General features: G+C 65.6%; 17 protein-coding genes. 12 read left to right on the forward strand and 5 right to left on the reverse strand.

The features are described 5' to 3' along the window. Positions 1-70 precede the first annotated feature (70 nt). From TQ98_RS21835 to TQ98_RS21850, 4 genes are all read left to right on the forward strand, one after another. Complete coding sequence (locus TQ98_RS21835; protein WP_044873637.1) at positions 71-1,282, forward strand: M20 aminoacylase family protein; 1,212 nt, start codon at positions 71-73, stop codon at positions 1,280-1,282. Between the two features lie 25 nt (positions 1,283-1,307). Beyond that, complete coding sequence (locus TQ98_RS21840; RefSeq protein ID WP_044873636.1) at positions 1,308-2,627, forward strand: citrate-proton symporter; 1,320 nt, start codon at positions 1,308-1,310, stop codon at positions 2,625-2,627. Positions 2,628-2,869: 242 nt separating this feature from the next. Further along, entirely contained in the window at positions 2,870-3,640 is a 771-nt protein-coding gene (locus TQ98_RS21845; protein WP_044873635.1) for a helix-turn-helix domain-containing protein, read from the forward strand. A 245-nt stretch (positions 3,641-3,885) separates the two neighbouring features. After that, entirely contained in the window at positions 3,886-5,145 is a 1,260-nt protein-coding gene (locus TQ98_RS21850) for an OprD family outer membrane porin (RefSeq protein ID WP_242443170.1), read from the forward strand. A gap of 84 nt (positions 5,146-5,229) precedes the next feature. Here TQ98_RS21850 and TQ98_RS21855 read toward each other — a convergent pair whose 3' ends face one another. Beyond that, positions 5,230-6,075, reverse strand: coding sequence for an ATPase (locus TQ98_RS21855; RefSeq protein WP_044873633.1), 846 nt, complete (start codon positions 6,073-6,075; stop codon positions 5,230-5,232). 266 nt (positions 6,076-6,341) lie between these two features. Here TQ98_RS21855 and TQ98_RS21860 point away from each other — a divergent pair, with 266 nt between their 5' ends. Further along, entirely contained in the window at positions 6,342-6,602 is a 261-nt protein-coding gene (locus tag TQ98_RS21860) for a hypothetical protein (RefSeq protein WP_044873632.1), read from the forward strand. A gap of 19 nt (positions 6,603-6,621) precedes the next feature. Here the strand turns inward: TQ98_RS21860 and TQ98_RS21865 are convergent, their stop codons facing one another. Then, on the reverse strand, positions 6,622-7,611 hold the full coding sequence (locus tag TQ98_RS21865; protein WP_044873631.1) for an NAD-dependent epimerase/dehydratase family protein: 990 nt from the start codon (positions 7,609-7,611) through the stop codon (positions 6,622-6,624). A 188-nt stretch (positions 7,612-7,799) separates the two neighbouring features. Between TQ98_RS21865 and TQ98_RS21870 the strand changes: the two genes are divergently transcribed. Continuing rightward, entirely contained in the window at positions 7,800-8,840 is a 1,041-nt protein-coding gene (locus TQ98_RS21870; protein WP_044874130.1) for a saccharopine dehydrogenase NADP-binding domain-containing protein, read from the forward strand. A 120-nt stretch (positions 8,841-8,960) separates the two neighbouring features. On the opposite strand, the gene TQ98_RS21875 is transcribed toward TQ98_RS21870, so the two are convergent. After that, on the reverse strand, positions 8,961-9,860 hold the full coding sequence (locus tag TQ98_RS21875; protein ID WP_044873630.1) for a LysR family transcriptional regulator ArgP: 900 nt from the start codon (positions 9,858-9,860) through the stop codon (positions 8,961-8,963). A 99-nt stretch (positions 9,861-9,959) separates the two neighbouring features. Between TQ98_RS21875 and TQ98_RS21880 the strand changes: the two genes are divergently transcribed. From TQ98_RS21880 to TQ98_RS21895, 4 genes are all read left to right on the forward strand, one after another. After that, positions 9,960-10,367, forward strand: coding sequence for an ACT domain-containing protein (locus TQ98_RS21880; protein ID WP_044873629.1), 408 nt, complete (start codon positions 9,960-9,962; stop codon positions 10,365-10,367). 5 nt (positions 10,368-10,372) lie between these two features. Next, complete coding sequence (locus TQ98_RS21885; protein WP_044873628.1) at positions 10,373-10,975, forward strand: LysE/ArgO family amino acid transporter; 603 nt, start codon at positions 10,373-10,375, stop codon at positions 10,973-10,975. A 203-nt stretch (positions 10,976-11,178) separates the two neighbouring features. Next, a complete protein-coding gene (locus TQ98_RS21890) occupies positions 11,179-11,760 on the forward strand; it encodes a Fe-Mn family superoxide dismutase (RefSeq protein ID WP_103103044.1) in 582 nt (193 codons plus the stop codon). 286 nt (positions 11,761-12,046) lie between these two features. Continuing rightward, a complete protein-coding gene (locus TQ98_RS21895) occupies positions 12,047-14,113 on the forward strand; it encodes a GGDEF domain-containing phosphodiesterase (RefSeq protein WP_044873625.1) in 2,067 nt (688 codons plus the stop codon). Positions 14,114-14,320: 207 nt separating this feature from the next. Here the strand turns inward: TQ98_RS21895 and TQ98_RS21900 are convergent, their stop codons facing one another. Both TQ98_RS21900 and TQ98_RS21905 read right to left on the reverse strand, forming a co-directional pair. Then, positions 14,321-15,226 (reverse strand): GIDE domain-containing protein, encoded by a 906-nt coding sequence (locus tag TQ98_RS21900; protein WP_044873624.1) that lies wholly within the window; start codon positions 15,224-15,226, stop codon positions 14,321-14,323. A gap of 1 nt (position 15,227) precedes the next feature. Next, complete coding sequence (locus tag TQ98_RS21905) at positions 15,228-15,800, reverse strand: LemA family protein (protein WP_044873623.1); 573 nt, start codon at positions 15,798-15,800, stop codon at positions 15,228-15,230. A 201-nt stretch (positions 15,801-16,001) separates the two neighbouring features. Between TQ98_RS21905 and TQ98_RS21910 the strand changes: the two genes are divergently transcribed. Together TQ98_RS21910 and TQ98_RS21915 are read left to right on the forward strand one after the other, a co-directional pair. After that, positions 16,002-17,339 (forward strand): imelysin family protein, encoded by a 1,338-nt coding sequence (locus tag TQ98_RS21910; protein WP_044873622.1) that lies wholly within the window; start codon positions 16,002-16,004, stop codon positions 17,337-17,339. Between the two features lie 289 nt (positions 17,340-17,628). Continuing rightward, positions 17,629-19,056: a di-heme oxidoredictase family protein gene (locus TQ98_RS21915; RefSeq protein WP_044873621.1), complete on the forward strand. Its 1,428-nt coding sequence runs from the start codon at positions 17,629-17,631 to the stop codon at positions 19,054-19,056. Positions 19,057-19,064: the final 8 nt, after the last annotated feature.

Raw genomic sequence — 19,064 nt, forward strand, 5'->3', positions numbered from 1 at the left:
TCTCGCCCGCGCGGTTAGCTGATGCCCAGCCGCGCAAGCGGCCGCCGACCCAACGAGGAGAACAACAACAATGGCCCGTTACGCACACATCCAGGCCTGGCTCGACGACATCGCCACTGATCTAAGGGCGCTGCGCCAGGACATCCACGCCCACCCCGAACTCGGCTTCGAAGAACAGCGCACTGCCGCCCTGGTGGCCCGCCTGCTCAGCGAATGGGGTTACGAGGTCCACACCGGCATCGGCCAGACCGGCGTGGTCGGCGTGCTGCGCAACGGCCACGCCGAGCGCACCCTGGGCCTGCGCGCCGACATGGACGCGCTGCCCATCATCGAAACCACGGGCCTCACCTACAGCAGCTGCCACTCAGGGCGCATGCATGCCTGCGGCCACGACGGCCATACCGCGATGCTGCTGGGAGCGGCGCGCTACCTGGCGGCCACCCGCAACTTCCAGGGCACCCTCAACCTGATCTTCCAACCGGCCGAAGAGGGCCAGGGCGGCGCAGAAGCCATGCTGGCCGACGGATTGCTGGAGCGCTTCCCCTGCGAAGCCCTGTACGCCATGCACAACATGCCCGGCCTGGAGGCTGGCCACCTGAGCTTCCGCGAAGGTGCCCTGATGGCCTCCCAGGACCTGCTGGAAGTCGTGATCGAAGGCGTCGGCGGCCACGGCTCCATGCCGCACCTGGCCGTCGCCCCACTGGTGGCCGCCTCCAGCGCCGTAATGGCGCTGCAGACCGTGGTCGGGCGCAACGTCGACCCGCAGCAGGCGGCGGTGGTCACCGTCGGTGCCCTGCAGGCCGGCGAGGCAGCCAACGTGATCCCCCAGAGCGCGCTGCTGCGCCTCAGCCTGCGCGCCCTCGACGCCCAGGTGCGCGAGCAGGTGCTGGAACGGGTGCAGGCGATCATCCACAGCCAGGCCGAGAGCTACGGCTGCCGCGCCAGCATCGACCACCGCCCGGCCTACCCGGTGCTGGTCAACAGCCCCGCCGAAACCGCCTTCGCCCGCAGTGTGGCCGAAGTGCTGGCCGGCGCCGACCAGGTGCTGGACGCCACTAAGGTAATGGGCAGCGAAGACTTCGCCTGGATGCTCCAGCGCTGCCCCGGCAGCTACCTCTTCATCGGCAACGGCAGCGGTGCCAATCGACCGATGGTCCACAACCCCGCATACGACTTCAACGACGACATCCTGGTGCGCGGCGCCGCGTACTGGGCCGCGCTGACGGAGGCCTGGCTCCAGGCGCCGCCGGCCGATTCCCTGGCTCGTACCACTGCCGCCTGACTTCCACGTTTCCGGAGAATTCCCCATGCACGCTACCCAGAGCGGAACCTCGCGCGCCCGTCAGGTGACCGCCGCTGTCATCGGCAATGCCCTCGAGTGGTACGACTTCATCGTCTACGGATTCCTGTCGAGCATCATCGCCCGACTATTCTTCCCCGCCGACAGCGAGTACGCCTCGCTGCTGATGTCCCTGGCCACCTTCGGCGTCGGCTTCTTCATGCGCCCGGTGGGCGGCGTGCTGCTCGGTCTGTACGCCGATCGCAAGGGCCGCAAGGCAGCCATGCAACTGATCATCCTGCTGATGACCCTGTCCATCGCCCTGATCGCCTTCGCCCCCGACTACGCCGCCATCGGCATCGGCGCACCGGTGCTGATCGTGGTCGCACGCATGCTCCAGGGCTTCGCCACCGGTGGCGAATACGCCAGCGCCACCGCCTTCCTGGTGGAAAGCGCACCGGCCGACCACCGTGGCCTCTACGGCGCCTGGCAGTTGTTCGGCCAGTGCCTGGCGGTATTCGCCGGTGCCGGCATGGGCGCCCTGGTGACCTCCACGCTGTCCTCGGAAGCGCTGGACAGCTGGGGCTGGCGCCTGCCCTTCATCCTCGGCCTGCTGATCGGTCCGGTAGGCCTGTGGATGCGCCGCCACATGGAAGAGACGGAAGCCTTCCTCGACGCCCGCCAGGAGCACCAGGGCGAGTCGTTCAGCCTGTTGCAGGTGCTGCGCCAGCACCGCCGCGCCGTGCTGGTGACCATGGGCAGCTCCATCAGCGGCACCGTGGCCTTCTACGTGGTGCTGGTGAACATGCCGACCTTCGCCCACAAGCAACTCGGCCTGCCGCTCGACCAGGTGTTCATGGTGCAGATGCTGGCGGTGGCGCTGATGACCCTGATCATCCCCCTGGCGGGCGCCCTGTCCGACCGCATCGGCCGGCGCCCGGTGCTGTTCGGTGGCACCCTGGCCTTCTTCCTGCTGATCTACCCGCTGTTCTCCTGGGTCGCCCAAGCCCCCAGCGTGGAGCGGCTTCTGGCGATGCAACTGCTGCTCTGCGCCGCGATTGGCGTGTCCTACGGCCCGGTGCCCACCGCTGTCGCCGAGCAGTTCCCCACCCGCGTGCGCTCCACCGGCCTGGCCCTGGCCTACAACGTGGCGGTGATGCTGTTCGGCGGCTTCGCCCCCTTCATCGTGACCTGGCTCACCCAGGTAGGCGGTACACCGGTGGCCCCGGCCTGGTACGTACTCGTGGCCTCGCTGATCGGCCTGGTCGCCACCTGCTTCCTGCGCGAAGGCGCGCCCGCCGCCCTGGAACGCCGCCCCCTTCTCGCCCCCTCTGCGCGGAGCCTGTGAATAACCCGAGTCGAATTCCCGCAGAACACCCCAGCCACCCTGCGGCAGGCAATCGTCGCACTGGACGCCCTGCCCCTGTCGGAGGGCATCCGCACGCGCCAGCCGTCTGGCCGCGAGGTGATGCTGGCCGGCATCTCGGTCATCAACGTGCCGGTGGGATTCAGCCCCGCTGGGCTTGCCGTGGGCTTGCATCTTGCAGCCGTCTCGCGGTGAGCCCACAAGGGACACGAAAGGAAACGGACATGCACCGCAGAGATGAAGGCGGCACCGTGCGGTCGGTGAAGCGCGCACTGGCGATCGTCGAACTGCTCGGCGAACACCGGGAACTGGGGCTGGAGGAACTGCATTACCTCACCGGCCTGCCCAAGGCCACTGTCTCGCGCCTGCTGCATACGCTGTTGGAACAGGGCTGGCTCTACCGTGGCCTGTGCGACCGGCGCTACCGCCTCAGCTCCCGGAGACTGTTCGGCGATCCGCGTCAGCGCTTCAGCCGCCACCTGGTGGAACAGGCCGCACCGCTGATGCAGCAGCTCAGCGAACGTACTGGCCTGGTGGCGGACCTGTCGTTCTTCGACGGCGACGACCTGCATGTGATGGAAAGCGCGATTCCCGAAGTACTGCGCAAGCGCTACCCGTCCAACCGCCTGGTGATCGGGCTGCAGGCCAGCCTGTTTCACTCGGCCATGGGCAAGGCCTGCCTGGGCGAGCTGGACAGTTCGGAAGTGCTGCGCCTGGCCCTGCACCACCGGCTCAGCGGCGACGAGCTGCTGCGCATTCACGAGCAGGCCAACACCCAGGGCTTCGGCGAACGCACCGAGGGCAGCTGGGAGTACGCGGTGCGCCTGCCGTTCCTGATCCGCGCCGTGGCGCTGCCGGTGCGCAGCCAGGACCGCCTGGTGGGCAGCATCGCGCTGCACTGGCCACGGGACACCTACAGCGTGGCAAGCGTGCAGCAACGCCACCTGGGCAGCCTGGCGGAAACCATCAGCCAGTTGCAGCTCAGCCTCGGCTGACCGAACAACCTGTAGATACGCCAAGTTCCCTCGACAACAGCCGGGAACAACTTCGCTCGCCGTCCTTTTATTGATGACGAGCGGCGAATCCATAGTGTGGAACACAGTTCAATTGCCCTTTATTCCGGTCTTTCGACAATAGAGCCAAGCCCGCACATCGGCCCTGTCGTCGGAACACAAGAATAAAAGGTGAAGAGATGCGAAAAGTTCGCTGCAACCATCTGGTCGGGATTGCCGGATATTTATTGACCGGAATTAGCAACGCCGACGGCTTCATCGATAACAGCACCACATCATTGCGTTACAGCCAGTTCTACTGGAAGGAAAACAATGGCGACGGCGTGGGGCCCACCCGTGACGAATGGGTCCAAGGTACCCAGTTCAGTTTCAACTCCGGCTGGTATCGCAACGTGCTAGGCCTGGACTACAGCTACGGACTGGCCGACGACCTGAACGTCGGCGACGTCGCCACCAGCATCAGCAACCTGGAGCCGGACGGTTCGGTGCAGTCGCCCCACGGCCTGGCCAAGCCCATCGAAGCCTACCTGCGCGGTCGTCTGAAGGGCGACGCAGGCGAACTGGTGCTGGGCGGTGGCAAGAAGATTCGCCGCTATGCCCAGTACTACGACGACACCAGCCGCATCCTTCCCGCCGCCACCCTGGGCCTGGACCTGGACTACCGCGTGGACGGCCTCAACCTGCGCTACAGCCGCATCCAAGGCTTCAGCCCACGCAACGAGAACGGTTGGAGCGACGACCTGACCAACTTCCGTGGCGAGAAGATCGACAAGCTGCAGCTCTTCGCCCTGGGCTACCAACTGCCCTCGAACACTCGCCTGTTGGTCGAATACGCCGAGTCCGACCAGTACCTGCGCGCCGCCTCCGTCAAGCTGGAGCAGGGCATCGACCTGGGTGCCGGCCGCTCCATCGAGCTCTACGCCACCCACGGCATCCAACAGGATGCCGGCGACCTTTTCGAACACAATGGCGTACCCGGACTTTATGCTGCGGAAAGTTCCCACGATGCACGTTATATGGATCTTTCAGCCAAATACAGGACGGCCGACTATTACGCAGGCATGACCTATAACAAGGTCCGCGGCGACGACTTCGACAGGCTATTCTTCAGCAAGGATCACGGCGCCTGGAACAGTAGCGCAAAGTTGTTCTACTTCTTCGGCCTCGAAGATGAAGAGATGTTCAAGCTGGTGGGCGGCAGCAACTTCTCCACCATCGGACTTCCGCAATTGCGATTGGATGTCCATTACGCCTTTTCCAACCATGCTGCCGGATATGACGGCTTCTCCCGCCGGGAATTCCAGAGCCTGCTCCAGTACAACTTCACCGGGCCGCTGAAAGGCCTGAGCCTGATCTGGCTACACAACGAATTCCACACCAAGGGCCAGCCCGACGGCATCGAACGCACCACCACCTCCCGGGGGCCGGCGGGCATCATCACCCACAACGCCGAGCGGCTTTACCTGAACTACCTCTACACCTTCTGAGCCCGCCCCCGAGCACGCTGATCGGGAAAACAAAAAGCCCCCAGGCCACTACAGCCTGAGGGCTTTTTATCGAACCGCCAGCGATCAGCGCGTGTTGATCTGCTGCTGCAGGTTCTGCACCTGGCTCTGCAGGGTGCTGATATTGCGGGTCATCTGTGCCCGGAAGGCGTCGAACTCGGCGGTGCTGGCGCCCTGGGACGCTGCCGGACGATTGTCCAGTTCGCTGCGCAGCACCAGCATGTCCTGCTCCAGGCTCTTGATCGCCTGGTTCGGATTGCCCTGGCGCTTCAGTGCCTCGATATCGCTGCCCAGCCCCTTCAGGCGGGTGTCGAACTGGGCGATCTCGCCCTGGGATGCCTTCAGTTTGCTCTGCTCAGCGGCGAGGCTGTCCAGCTTGCTGCCCAACTGGGTGCCGACCTGGCTGGCGGCGCCCTGGGCGGTCTTGACGTCGGCGGCGAGCTGATCGACGCGCTTGCCCTGGCTGCCCACCTGGGTATTGGTGTTCTGCTGCTGCTTGGCCAGTTCGGCCACCCGTGCCTGCAGCTGCTTGATCTGCAGTTTCAGGGATTCGCTGCCGCTGGTGACATTGGACTCAGTGGCCACCACCTTGCCGGAGATGTCCTGGATGCGGCCGGCCGCTTCTTCGCTGATGCGGGCAAAGCTTTCCTGGGTTGCCACCAGTTGCTGCTCCATCAGGCTGATCTGCTGGAAGCTCCACCAGCCCAGGCCGCACAAGGCGACCACCAGGGCCACCACCAGTGCCCAGAGCGGGCCGGTGCTGGCGCCGCGGGTCTGGGGCGCAGCCGTGGTGTAGCCACTGTGGCGATGCAGGGGTTCAGCGGCCGGGTGATGGCCGAATTCGTCGCGATCACGGGAATCGGTAGTCAGGCTGGGGACATCATCCACTTCGTCGAGAGCGTCATTGCGCATGGGGGGACCTTTGGAGAGAAAAGCAAGAACCGCGAATGGACGGGAGTATACCGGTTCGCACGGCGGTCTTCAGCGTCGCGCCATGGCGGTGCGGGTTGCACCTGGCAGGGGCGCTCCCCTCGATTGACCACGCCAAACCCCAGCAGTTCCGGGGCTTTGGGCCTGGTACGAGCCTTGCTAGCCAGTCGCTATCCGTCGCCCCGGAAAGGGCGCGGAAAACGTCCGACGGACGTGCAGGAACATTCTTCGATCAGGGGGAAGACGCGGTGGAACTGACCAAGGCTGTGCTGGATTGCATGCAGACCCTGCGGCGCCAGCTTCGTGAAGAACTGGCTGTGGATATCCGCCTGAGCCAGCCCGACGCCATCCTGTCCATGCTCAGCGCCTGCGCCGAGTCCCGACGCGACGCCACCCGCGAGCTGGGCGAACACCTCAGCGCCCTCACCGGCGTGCACCTGAAACCAGTGCTGAACGAGGAAGAGCTGGTGCGCAAATACACCCAGTACGCGGGCCCGCTGCGCGGTTAGCAGACCCGCGCGCTGAAACTCAGGGTTGCTGTGCACCCCACCAGGCACAGAACTCATCCAGCGCCGACCACAGGCTCACCCGCGGGTCGTAGTCCAGGTACTGTTGCGCCCGGCTGATGTCCAGGGAGAAATCCTTGGCCATCACCGCCACGGCCAGGCGATAGAGCGACGGTTCTGGCCGGCCTGGCCACACGCGGCAGGCCGACTCGTTCAACAGCGCGGCGGTATAGGCCACGCCATAGGGGACGTGGCGGGTCACCTGGGGCATGCCGAGTTTGCGGAACACGTAGTTGACCACGTCCCAGAGCGGCACCGGCTTACCGTTGCTGATGTTGTAGACCTGCCCCAGCGCCGGCCCGGTGGCCAGCAGGCCGCTGAACAAGGCGTCGTTGAGGTTCTGCATGCTGGTGAAGTCCACCTTGTTCAGACCGTTGCCGATGATCTTCAGGCGCCCCTTGCGCTGCATGGCGATCAGCCGGGGGAAGATGCTGGTATCGCCGGCACCGGTGACGAAGCGCGGCCGGAAGGCCATGACTTCCAGGCCGAATTCCTCGGCGGCGAAGACCTTCTGCTCGGCCAGGTACTTGGTAGCGCCGTAGTGATCGGAAAAGCGCTTGGGCACTTGCTCCTCGTTGATCCCCACGTGGGGCCGGCCATCGAAGTAGACCGAGGGCGACGACAGGTGCACCAGGCGTCGCACCCGCTGTTTCAGGCAGGCTTCCACCACATGCTCGGTGACCTGCACGTTGGCCTGATGGAAGTGCTCGTACTTGCCCCAGACGCCCACGGCGCCGGCGCAGTGCACCACGGCGTCGACGTCATGGCAGAGGCGCATCACCAGGTCAGGGTCGGACAGGTCGCCCTGGACGAACTCGGCGCCGCGCTTCACCAGATGCTCCACACCCTCGGCACGACGACCGTTGACCCGAACATCGAGGCCCTGCTCCAGGGCGAAGCGGGCAAACCGTCCCCCGATGAACCCGCTTGCCCCTGTCACCAGAATCTTCATCTATCGCCCCCAGGCACGCCTCGTGATGCCCGCGACTCTAGCAGCCCCGGGCACTGGCCGGGTGTGGCGTCGCGAGCCAATTGAACGACTCTGAACGCTATCCCCCGCCATCGTTCCCGCTCCGCTGTGGTCTACCTTTGTCAGCGAACCCACAGCCAAGGAACTGCGCAGTGAGCACGAACACCTGGATGATCTACGGCGCCTACGGCTACACCGGCCAACTGATAGCCGAGGAAGCTTTGCGGCAAGGCATGCTGCCCATCCTCGCCGGACGCGACCCGGCCCGGCTGGAAGCCCTGGGCAGCCGGCTCGGCCTGCCGACGCGGGTCTTCGACCTGGACGATCCCGCCCACGTCGCTGAACGCCTGGACGGCGTCCCGGTGATCGCCCACTGCGCCGGCCCCTTCTCCGCCACCAGCACGCCGATGATCCAGGCCTGCCTCGCCAACGGCACCCACTACCTGGACATCACCGGCGAAATCGCTGTCTTCGCCTACGCCCATGCCCAGGACGCGGCGGCCCGCAAGGCTGGAATCGTGATCTGCCCCGGCGCGGGCTTCGACGTCATCCCCACCGATTGCGTGGCCGCCTGCCTGAAATCCGCCCTGCCGGATGCCACGCACCTGGCGCTGGGCTTCGATAGCGACGGCGGGCTTTCGCCGGGCACCGCCAAAACCAGCATCGAAGCCCTGGCGATGGGCGGACAGGTGCGCGAGAACGGCCGCCTGCGCCCAGTCCCCCTCGGCTACCGTCGCCGCGAGATCGACTTCGGGCGCGGAGCGAAATCCGCCGTGACCATTCCCTGGGGAGATGTGGCCACTGCTTTCTATTCCACCGGCATTCCCAATATCGAGGTCTACCTGCCGGCGCCGGCCGCCCTCGCGCTGGGCATGCGTCTCGCCGACCCGCTGCGCGGCCTGCTGGCCGGCGACTGGGTGCAGGACAAGTTGAAAGGACTGGCGGCGCGGCATCTCACCGGCCCCGATGGGGCGACCCGCGCGCACCGCCCCACCTGGGTCTGGGGCGAGGTCCGCAACGCGGCCGGGGAGCGCCGCATCGCCCATCTGGAAACCGCCAATGGTTACCAGGTGACCGTGCATGGCGTGCTGCACGCGGTGCGCCACCTGCTCGACCATCAGCGCGACGGCGGCTATTTCACCCCTTCACGGCTGATGGGCGAGCGCTGCGTGGAGGCGTTGCCAGGCTCGGGGCAGATCCGTATCAGCTAGATGACGAAGGCGTAGGGTGGACCACGCTTCACCGGTCCACCCTGGGAGCGGGGCGGGACGTCGGACGGTGGAAATGGAAAGCGATTTCCAGCCTGCGTATTCCCGTTTCCATCGCCGCCTTTACTGCGAGGAAAACGGCACCAGCCACCGGTTCGCCGTCCGCGCCAGGTGGTCGGTCAGCAGGCCCAGCAACTCACCACCGTGGCGCCAATGGTGCCAGTAGAGCGGCACATCGATGGGGCGGTCGGGAATCAGCTCCTGAAGCTCCCCCCGCTCCAGTTGGGCGCTCACCTGCCGTTCCGGCACCAGACCCCAGCCCAGGCCACCTTCAGTCAGACGCACGAAGCCTTCCGAGGACGGGCAGAGGTGGTGGATGAAACCACCTTCGACGCCAAGCGACGCCAGGTAACGGTGCTGCAGCTGGTCATCCGGACCGAAGACGATGGCGGGCGAGCGGGCCAGGGCTTCCACCGTCACGCCTCGCGGAAAATGCCGTGCGATGAAAGCCGGGCTGGCCAGGGCGCGGTAGCGCATCGCACCCAGCGGCAGGCTGCGGGCGCCGGCCACTGGTCGTTCAGCGCCACAGACGCAGGCCGCCACCTCACCGGCGCGCATGCGCTTCAGGCCCACTTCCTGGTCCTCCACCACCAGCTCCATCAGCACCTGCTGTTCGGCGCAGAAATCCCCCACGGCGGCGGCCCACCAGGTGGCCAGGCTGTCTGCGTTCAGGGCGATCCGCAGGCGCTCCGGCATCCCGCCCTCCTCCAGGGCCGGCACCTGGCGCTGCAGGTCCCGCTCCAGCAAGCGCACTTGCTGCACATGGTTGAGCAACCGGGTGCCCACCTCGGTGGGGGCCGGCGGCGTGGCACGCACCAGCACGGGCTGGCCGACCCGCGCTTCCAGCAGCTTGATCCGCTGTGACACGGCGGATTGCGACAGGCCAAGCAACTGGGCCGCCCGCTCGAAACCACCCTGCTCCACCACGGCCGCCAGGGCGGAGAGCAATTTGTAGTCGAACAAATCAGTTTTCCTAATGAGTGATCAGCAAGATTCGTTTCTCTTATACAGGGTCGCGCCCCAGACTCGCCACATCCCAACCGTCGTCTCGAAGGAAGCACCATGGCCGGCGAAACCGCTCTCTCCACCCTGATCCGCAACATGTCGCCGCAACTCAACCCCGGCCAGTACGTGTTCTGCACCCTGGCCGATGCCACCCGGCTGGCGGGCTGCACGCCACTGGGCAGTTTCCGCGAACGGGAAGGGCTGACGGTGATCCTCGAACGCGGCGAGGCGGACCGCCTGGAACTTCCCTATGACTACACCGCCGCCTGGATCACCCTGGAGGTGCATTCCTCCCTCAGCGCCGTGGGCCTGACTGCCGCTTTCGCCGGTGCCCTGGCCCAGGCCGGCGTGAGCTGCAACGTGGTGGCCGGGTATTTCCACGATCACCTTTTCGTCGCGAGCCAGGACGCCGAGCGCGCCCTTTCCACCCTGCGGGCCCTGGCGGCCAACGCCCAGACGGAGTGAGTGCCATGTGGCAGAGCTACCTCAACGGCCTGCTGATGGCCGCCGGCCTGATCATTGCCATCGGCGCCCAGAACGCCTTCGTCCTCGCCCAGAGCCTGCGCCGCGAGCATCACCTGCCGGTGGCCGCGCTCTGCGTGCTGTGTGATGCGCTCCTGGTCAGCGCCGGGGTCTTCGGGCTGGCCACCCTGCTCGCGCAGAACCCGCTGCTGCTGGCGGTCGCCCGCTGGGGCGGCGTGGCCTTCCTGCTCTGGTACGGCGTGCAGGCGCTGCGCCGTGCGGTGAAACCCGGCATCCTCGACCAGTCTGCCGAAGCCGGCCCGCGCTCACGCCGCGCGGTGCTGCTGGCGGCCCTGGCGGTGACCCTGCTCAACCCCCACGTCTACCTCGACACGGTGCTGCTGATCGGCTCCCTCGGTGCGCAGCAAACCGTCCCCGGCGCGTACGCCCTGGGGGCGGCCAGTGCCTCGCTGGTGTGGTTCTTCGCCCTCGCCCTGGGCGCCGCCTGGCTCGCCCCCTGGCTGGCCCGACCGGCCACCTGGCGTCTGCTGGACCTGGCGGTGGCACTGATGATGTTTGCCATGGCGGCACAATTGGTGAACGGAATCTGACCCCGGACGGTCCACATCCTTCGGTGCGCCAAGGCCCATGGCACCGGCATTTCCACACAGTTGCTGCGTGGTTATGCCCCATGCCCGGTGCTATGATCCGGACTTCGCGGCCAAAAAGAGTACAAACTCGCAGCCGCATTCTCGGCCGACCGTGAACGGCCCCGCGCCTTGCGCAAAAATCCCGACCTGATGAGGAGATAGACATGGCTTTCGAATTGCCGCCGCTGCCTTACGAGAAGAATGCCCTCGAGCCGCACCTGTCCGCCGAAACCCTGGAATTCCACCACGGCAAGCACCACAACGCCTACGTGGTGAACCTGAACAACCTGGTTCCGGGCACCGAATTCGAAGGCAAGACCCTGGAAGAGATCATCAAGACCTCCTCCGGCGGCATCTTCAACAACGCGGCCCAGATCTGGAACCACACCTTCTACTGGAACGGCCTGAAGCCCAACGGCGGTGGCCAGCCCACCGGCGCCCTGGCTGACGCCATCAACGCCGCCTTCGGTTCCTTCGACAAGTTCAAGGAAGAGTTCACCAAGACCGCCATCGGCACCTTCGGCTCCGGCTGGGCCTGGCTGGTGAAGAAGGCTGACGGCTCCCTGGCCCTGGCCAGCACCATCGGCGCCGGCTGCCCGCTGACCAGCGGCGACACCCCGCTGCTGACCTGCGACGTCTGGGAACACGCCTACTACATCGACTACCGCAACCTGCGTCCGAAGTACGTAGAAGCCTTCTGGAACCTGGTCAACTGGGACTTCGTAGCCAAGAACTACGCTGCCTGAGACCCGCTCCAGCGGTAAGAGAAACCCGGCCATTGGCCGGGTTTCTTCATTTTTGTGCGTCGTTCGTCGCCTTGTTGAGGTACAAGGGAAAAATTGTCGGACATCCCCTCAAGCTCGGACCGGTTCGCACCGACATAACATGAGGGTGAAGGCGAATAGGGCGGGGCCCACAACGGCCCACGTGGTGAATGGTGGCACTCGCATGATGGCCCTTTGACGGCCACGGTCAGTTTGCCAATACTCACACCCGTCTGACGCCTGGCGGCATCGAACAAGGAATCGTCATTTGAAGCTGGATCTCAAGCACAGCTTGTCGCTGAAGCTGCTACGCGTGGTGTTGCTGTCCGCACTGGTGGTCGGTGTGGTGCTGAGCTGCGCGCAGATCGTGTTCGACATCTACAAGACGCGACAGGCGGTCTCCAACGACGCCACCCGGATCCTCGGCATGTTCCGCGATCCCTCGACACAGGCCGTCTACAGCCTGGACCGCGAGATGGGCATGCAGGTGATCGAGGGCCTGTTCCAGCACGAATCGGTACGCCACGCGTCCATCGGCCACCCCAACGAACCCATGCTGGCGGAGAAGGACAGGCCGCTGATGGAACTGTCGACCCGCTGGCTCACAGACCCCATCCTCGGCAAGGAACAAACCTTCACCACCCAGCTCCTCGGCCGCAGCCCCTACAGCGAATACTACGGCGACCTCAGCATCACCCTCGATACCGCCCCCTACGGCGAGGACTTCGTCACCAGCTCGGTGATCATCTTCATCTCCGGCGTGCTGCGCGCCCTGGCCATGGGCCTCGTGCTCTACCTCGTCTACCACTGGCTGCTGACCAAGCCGCTGTCGAAAATCATCGAGCACCTCTCCAGCATCAACCCCGACCGCCCCAGCGAACACAAGCTGCCCATGCTCAAGGGCAACGAGAAGAACGAGCTGGGCCTGTGGATAACCACCGCCAACGACCTGCTGGCCTCCATCGAACGCAACACCCACCTGCGCCGCGAAGCCGAGAACAGCCTGCTGCGCATGGCCCAGTACGACTTCCTCACCGGCCTGCCCAACCGCCAGCAACTGCAGCAGCAACTGGACCAGATCCTCGAGGACGCCGGCCGCCTGCAACGCCGCGTAGCGGTGCTCTGCGTGGGGCTGGATGACTTCAAGGGCGTCAACGAACAGTTCAGTTACCAGACCGGCGACCAATTGCTGATCGCCCTTGCCGACCGCCTGCGCAGCCACAGCGGCCGCCTCGGCGCCCTGGCGCGGCTCGGCGGTGACCAGTTCGCCCTGGTCCAGGCCGATATCGAGCAGCCCTATGAGGCAGCCGAACTGGCGCAAAGCGTGCTGGATGACCTGGAAGTGGCCTTCTCCCTGGAACAACAGGAAGTACGCCTGCGGGCCACCATCGGCATCACCCTCTTCCCCGAAGACGGCGACAGCACCGAGAAGCTGCTGCAGAAGGCCGAGCAGACCATGACGCTCGCCAAGAGCCGTTCGCGCAACCGCTACCAGTTCTACATCGCCAGCGTCGACAGCGAGATGCGCCGCCGCCGCGAGCTGGAGAAAGACCTGCGGGAAGCCCTCAACCGGGGCGAGATGCACCTGGTCTACCAGCCCCAGGTGGATTACCGCGACCACCGCATCGTCGGCGTCGAGGCCCTGCTGCGCTGGCAGCATCCGCAGCACGGCTTCGTGCCGCCGGACCTGTTCATCCCCCTGGCCGAACAGAACGGCTCCATCATCCCCATCGGCGAATGGGTGCTGGACCAGGCGTGCCGCCAGCTGCGGGAATGGCACGACCAGGGCTTCTCCGAACTGCGCATGGCCATCAACCTGTCCACCGTGCAGCTGCACCACTCGGAGCTGCCACGGGTGGTGAACAACCTGTTGCAGGTCTATCGCCTGCCCCCACGCAGCCTGGAGTTGGAAGTCACCGAAACCGGCCTGATGGAAGACATATCCACCGCCGCCCAGCACCTGCTGAGCCTGCGCCGCTCCGGTGCGCTGATCGCGATCGACGACTTCGGTACCGGCTACTCGTCCCTGAGCTACCTGAAGAGCCTGCCGCTGGACAAGATCAAGATCGACAAGAGCTTCGTGCAGGACGTGCTGGAAGACGAGGACGACGCCACCATCGTCCGCGCCATCATCCAGCTGGCACGCAACCTGGGCATGCAGGTGATCGCCGAAGGCGTGGAAACCGCCGAGCAGGAGGCTTACATCATCGCCCAGGGTTGCAACGAGGGGCAGGGTTACCTCTACAGCAAACCCCTGCCCGCCCGCGAAATCACCCTCTACCTCAAGCAGGCCCGTCGGCTGTCCAACGCGGCGTCCAACCCAGCCACGCTCTGAAAGGGTTGGGCTGAGCTGGATTCGCCAGCTGAAAGCGCAGAATCGATGGGTTTTGCTTCCCTCTCGCGGAACGCCGCCCAACCCATCCTGCAAATGTGCCGTAGGGTGGATAACGGTTCATCGACCCATCTTCGGAGTCCTACGGGACGCTGACTGCCCCTGTAGGATGCGGTAGAGCGAAGCGAAACCCATCGACCGGGCCGCACCTCACATCAGCCCGGTCACCCTCAACAGGTAAACCGTCGCCACCGCCCCGCCCACGCAGAGCACGGCACCGAACAGCGCCTGCCAGCGAAACTGCCGGGCCAGCACATCTTCGCCATGGCTGGACAACAGGAACGGCTGGGACTCGGCCGGGCGGCGCATTTGGTTCATCGCCGGTGCCGCGCTGGTGTGCCGGTGGCGGTCCTCGGCTTCCAGTTGGGCGGCCAGGCGCACGCGGTTCCATTCGGCTTCGTCGAGCTGGCCGTCGCCGTTGCTGTCGAAACGCGTCAGCAGGCCGGCGAAATCGCCTTTCCACTCACGGATCACGGCCCCCTGGGCAGACGCCAGGTCCAGCCCCTGGCGACCACCACCGCTGGTGCGAAAATCGCCAATGGCATAGAGCGGCTCATCGGCGTGCAGGCGCTCCTCCGTGTAGCGATACTCGCCGCCGGATAGCATGCCACTCAGCCCGCCGGCAATCAGGCCTCCACGCGGATGGCGCTGGATGCCCTTCCAGACCTCCCGGGTGGCCGGACGCACCTCGGCACCGCGAGGGTCGATCAGGCACTCCCCGGTAGCATCGGCGAGGCGCAGCCAGGCGTCGCTGACGCCGCTGTCCACCACGCGCCAGGTCTTGTTCTTGCCGCTCTCGCTGTACTCCTCGATGCGATAGCGCCACCAGAGGCAGGGCTTGCCGGTCAGGGGTGCGGTCAGGGGCGCCTCTCCATAGAGGTGGAGCAGGCCGTACAGTTCCACATAGCCCTGGGCGGCGGAGCGAATTTTCGAGGTCGGGGTATCCAGCAGCAGGCGGGCCTGGGCCAAACGGTGCAGGCACCACCAGCCGCCACCGGCAAAGGCACCAAGGCTGAACCCCAGGCTGATGGCCAGCCCGGCGAAATCCGTCGCCATGTCAGCCGAACAGGGTCTTGAGGTCGACGTCGGCCTTCTCGGCGTCGCTGAACTCCAGCAACTCGGCAGCCTTGAAACCGAACAGGCCGGCGATGATGACGTCCGGGAACTGCTCGATGCGCACGTTGTTCAGGTTCACCGCCTCGTTGTACAGCTCACGGCGGTCGGCGATGCCGTTCTCCAGGCCGCTGATGCGCTGCTGGAGGAACTGGAAGCTCTCGTTGGCCTTCAGTTGCGGGTAGTTCTCCGCCAGGGCGAAAAGCTGTCCGAGGCCGGCGCGCAGGCCGCTCTCGGCCTGGCCGAGGGCGCCGACATCGCCCTTCTCGCGAGCGCTGGCCACGGCGTTGCGGGCGGCGATCACCCGCTCCAGGGTGGTCCGTTCGTGCTGCATGTACTGCTTGCAGGTCTCCACCAGCTTGGGCAATTCGTCATGGCGCTGCTTGAGCAGGATCTCGATGTTCGACCAGGCCTTGCCCACCCCGTGCTTGAGGCGCACCAGCGCGTTGTAGAGGATCACCGCGTAGGCGGCAGCGAGCAGCAGGACCACGATCAGGGCAACACTGGTCAGACTCATGCGGGCTTCTCCTTAAGACTGTGGGGCATGGGACTTCGCGGATTCTAATGGCATTTCAATGGCGGCACGGAGACCTTGCACACAGCGGTTGCAAAACGCCCGAAATCAGTCTTTCCAAAAATGAAAATCTTTCGCATTATGTTGCGGTTTTTCATTGCGCAAATTCAGATTGCCATCCCCCAGAAGCAAAGGACCTCGCACATGATTCGTATGCCCCTGGCAACCGCCAGCCTGCTCGCCATCGCCATCTCCCTCGCTGGCTGCGGTGACGACAAGAAAGAAGCCGCGCAACAAGCCGCCGCTCCGGCCGCAACCAGCACTGCCGCGGCTCCGGCTGCAACCGCCAAGGTCGACGAGGCCGAGGCCAAGAAGGTCGTTGCCCACTACGCCGACCTCGCCCTGGCTGTCTTCACCGACGCCTACAACACCGGCGTGAACCTGCAGAAGGCCGTCGACGCCTTCCTCGCCAAGCCCGACGCCGACACCCTGAAGGCCGCCCGCGAAGCCTGGCTGGCCGCCCGCGCGCCCTACATGCAGAGCGAAGTGTTCCGCTTCGGCAACCCGGTGGTCGACGACTGGGAAGGCCAGCTGAACGCCTGGCCGCTGGACGAAGGCCTGATCGACTACGTCGCCGGCGACTACCAACACGCCCTGGGCAACCCCGGCGCCACCGCCAACATCATCGCCAACACCACCATCCAGGTGGGCGAAGACAAGATCGACGTCACCGAGATCACCGGTGAGAAGCTGGCCAGCCTGAACGAGCTGGGCGGTTCCGAAGCCAACGTCGCCACCGGCTACCACGCCATCGAATTCCTCCTCTGGGGCCAGGACCTGAATGGCACCGGTCCGGGCGCCGGCAACCGTCCCGCCACCGACTTCGTGGTCGGCAAAGGCGCCACCGGCGGCAACACCGAGCGCCGTCGTGCCTACCTGAAGGCCGCCACCGACCTGCTGGTTTCCGACCTGGAATACATGGTCGGCCAGTGGAAGTCGGGCGTTGCCGACAACTACCGCGCCAAGCTGGAAGCCGAACCGGCAGACTCCGGCCTGCGCAAGATGCTCTTCGGCATGGGCAGCCTGTCCCTGGGTGAACTGGCCGGCGAACGCATGAAGGTCGCCCTGGAAGCCAACTCCACCGAAGACGAGCACGACTGCTTCAGCGACAACACCCACAACTCGCACTTCTTCAACGGCAAGGGCATCCGCAACGTCTACCTGGGCGAGTACAAGAAGGTCGACGGCACCACCCTGACCGGCCCGAGCCTGTCCTCCCTGGTCGCCAAGGTCGACGCTCAGACCGACACCACCGTGAAGGCCGACCTGGAAGCCACCGAAGGCAAGCTGCAGGCCCTAGTGGACAGCGCCAACAAGGGTGTTCACTTCGACCAGCTGATCGCCGCCGACAACACCGCCGGCCAGCAACTGGTACGCGACGCGATCGCCTCCCTGGTCAAGCAGACCGGCGCCATCGAAGAAGCCGCCACCAAGCTCGGCATCACCGACCTGAAGCCGGACAACGCCGATCACCAGTTCTGATCGACGCAGCGGTAAGCAAGAAGCGGATGCGGCCTAGTGCCGCATCCGCTTTTTTGTGCCTGCAGCTTGTTCATGAGGGCACATTCCCTGTAGGGGCGAATTTATTCGCCAAAGGCGGCGCAATTGCCCCTGCGGCAGGACTTCGTCCTGCTTGGCGATTGAAATCGCCCCTACAGTAATCACCCGCCGAGTCAGTTGCGACCCGCAAGCCAAACGCAAATCCCTCTTATTCAAACACCCCAGTCCTGATAAGCTTTCCGCCCTGTTTCCAGCCGTCCGGAACCCGCCAATGCTCGCTTCACCGGCCGTTCGCCGCCTGTCGCCCCTGCTGCTGGCCCTGGCCCTCAGTGCCTGTGACGACGCCCCGCGGTTCACCCAGGCCGAGCCCGGCGAACACCTGTCCGGCGGTGCCGCCACAGTTCGCCAGTTCGACCAGAACGCCTTCTCCATGCCCTCGGCCAACCTCACGCCGATGCGCCGGCTGGACTTCAGCGTCGGCAACAGCTTTTTCCGCAACCCCTGGGTGATCGCCCCCTCCACCACCACCGCGCGAGATGGCCTGGGGCCGTTGTTCAACACCAATGGTTGCCAGAACTGTCACGTGAAGGACGGTCGCGGCCATCCGCCAGCCCCCGGCGCGAACAATGCGGTGTCCATGCTGGTGCGCCTGTCGATCCCGGCGGACGCCTCTGCCGAGCACGCACGACAGCTGGAGCGCCTCGGCGTGGTGCCAGAGCCGGTGTACGGCGGCCAGCTGCAGGACGTGTCGATTCCCGGCGTGGCCCCCGAAGGCAAGGTGCGGGTGAGCTACGCACCGGTCCCCGTGACCTTCGCCGACGGCACAGTGGTCGAACTGCGCAAGCCGAAGCTGGAGATCAGCCAGCTCGGCTACGGCCCGATGCGCCCGGACACCCTGTTCTCCGCACGCGTCGCGCCGCCCATGATCGGCCTGGGCCTGCTGGAAGCCATTCCCGAGTCCGCCCTCCTCGCCAACGCCGACCCGGACGACGCCGATGGCAACGGCATCCGTGGCCGTGCCAACCAGGTCTGGGACGACGTCGCGGGCAAGACGGTATACGGCCGCTTCGGCTGGAAGGCCGGGCAGCCCAACCTGAATCAACAGAATTTTCACGCCTTCTCTGGTGATATGGGCCTGACCACCAGTCCCCTGCCGAAGGATGACTGCACGGCGGCGCAGACCGCCTGCCAGGCAGCGGTGAATGGCGGCGAGCCGGAAGTCAGCGACAACATCCTCTCCCTCGTGCTGTTCTACACCCGCAACCTGGCCGTACCGGCCCGGCGCCAGGTGGACGACCCGCACGTGCTGGAAGGCAAGGGCCTGTTCCACCAGGCCGGCTGCCAGGCATGCCATACCCCCAGCTTCACCACCGCGGCCGATGCCGCCGAACCCGAGTTGGCCAACCAGGTGATCCGCCCCTACAGCGATCTGCTGCTCCACGACATGGGCGAAGGCCTGGCCGACGGCCGCACCGAATTCCAGGCCGGTGGCCGCGACTGGCGTACCCCGCCGCTGTGGGGCATCGGCCTGACCGAACAAGTGACCGGCCACACGCAGTTCCTGCACGATGGCCGCGCCCGCAACCTGCTGGAAGCCATCCTCTGGCACGGCGGTGAAGCGGAGCCGGCGAAGCAGAAAGTCCTCGAATACGACGCCCAGCAGCGCGCCGCGCTGCTGGCCTTCCTGAATTCCTTGTAAGGAGCCCC

Origin of the sequence: Pseudomonas sp. LFM046 (assembly GCF_000949385.2) — a bacterium.
In the GTDB taxonomy this organism is placed as follows: domain Bacteria; phylum Pseudomonadota; class Gammaproteobacteria; order Pseudomonadales; family Pseudomonadaceae; genus Metapseudomonas.

Coding starts and splice junctions, on each gene's coding strand:
- TQ98_RS21835 (WP_044873637.1), top strand. CDS start 71: ATGGCCCGTTACGCACACATCCAGGCCTGGCTCGACGACATCGCCACT.
- TQ98_RS21840 (WP_044873636.1), top strand. CDS start 1,308: ATGCACGCTACCCAGAGCGGAACCTCGCGCGCCCGTCAGGTGACCGCC.
- TQ98_RS21845 (WP_044873635.1), top strand. CDS start 2,870: ATGCACCGCAGAGATGAAGGCGGCACCGTGCGGTCGGTGAAGCGCGCA.
- TQ98_RS21855 (WP_044873633.1), bottom strand. CDS start 6,075: ATGCGCAATGACGCTCTCGACGAAGTGGATGATGTCCCCAGCCTGACT.
- TQ98_RS21865 (WP_044873631.1), bottom strand. CDS start 7,611: ATGAAGATTCTGGTGACAGGGGCAAGCGGGTTCATCGGGGGACGGTTT.
- TQ98_RS21870 (WP_044874130.1), top strand. CDS start 7,800: ATGATCTACGGCGCCTACGGCTACACCGGCCAACTGATAGCCGAGGAA.
- TQ98_RS21880 (WP_044873629.1), top strand. CDS start 9,960: ATGGCCGGCGAAACCGCTCTCTCCACCCTGATCCGCAACATGTCGCCG.
- TQ98_RS21885 (WP_044873628.1), top strand. CDS start 10,373: ATGTGGCAGAGCTACCTCAACGGCCTGCTGATGGCCGCCGGCCTGATC.
- TQ98_RS21890 (WP_103103044.1), top strand. CDS start 11,179: ATGGCTTTCGAATTGCCGCCGCTGCCTTACGAGAAGAATGCCCTCGAG.
- TQ98_RS21900 (WP_044873624.1), bottom strand. CDS start 15,226: ATGGCGACGGATTTCGCCGGGCTGGCCATCAGCCTGGGGTTCAGCCTT.
- TQ98_RS21905 (WP_044873623.1), bottom strand. CDS start 15,800: ATGAGTCTGACCAGTGTTGCCCTGATCGTGGTCCTGCTGCTCGCTGCC.
- TQ98_RS21910 (WP_044873622.1), top strand. CDS start 16,002: ATGATTCGTATGCCCCTGGCAACCGCCAGCCTGCTCGCCATCGCCATC.
- TQ98_RS21915 (WP_044873621.1), top strand. CDS start 17,629: ATGCTCGCTTCACCGGCCGTTCGCCGCCTGTCGCCCCTGCTGCTGGCC.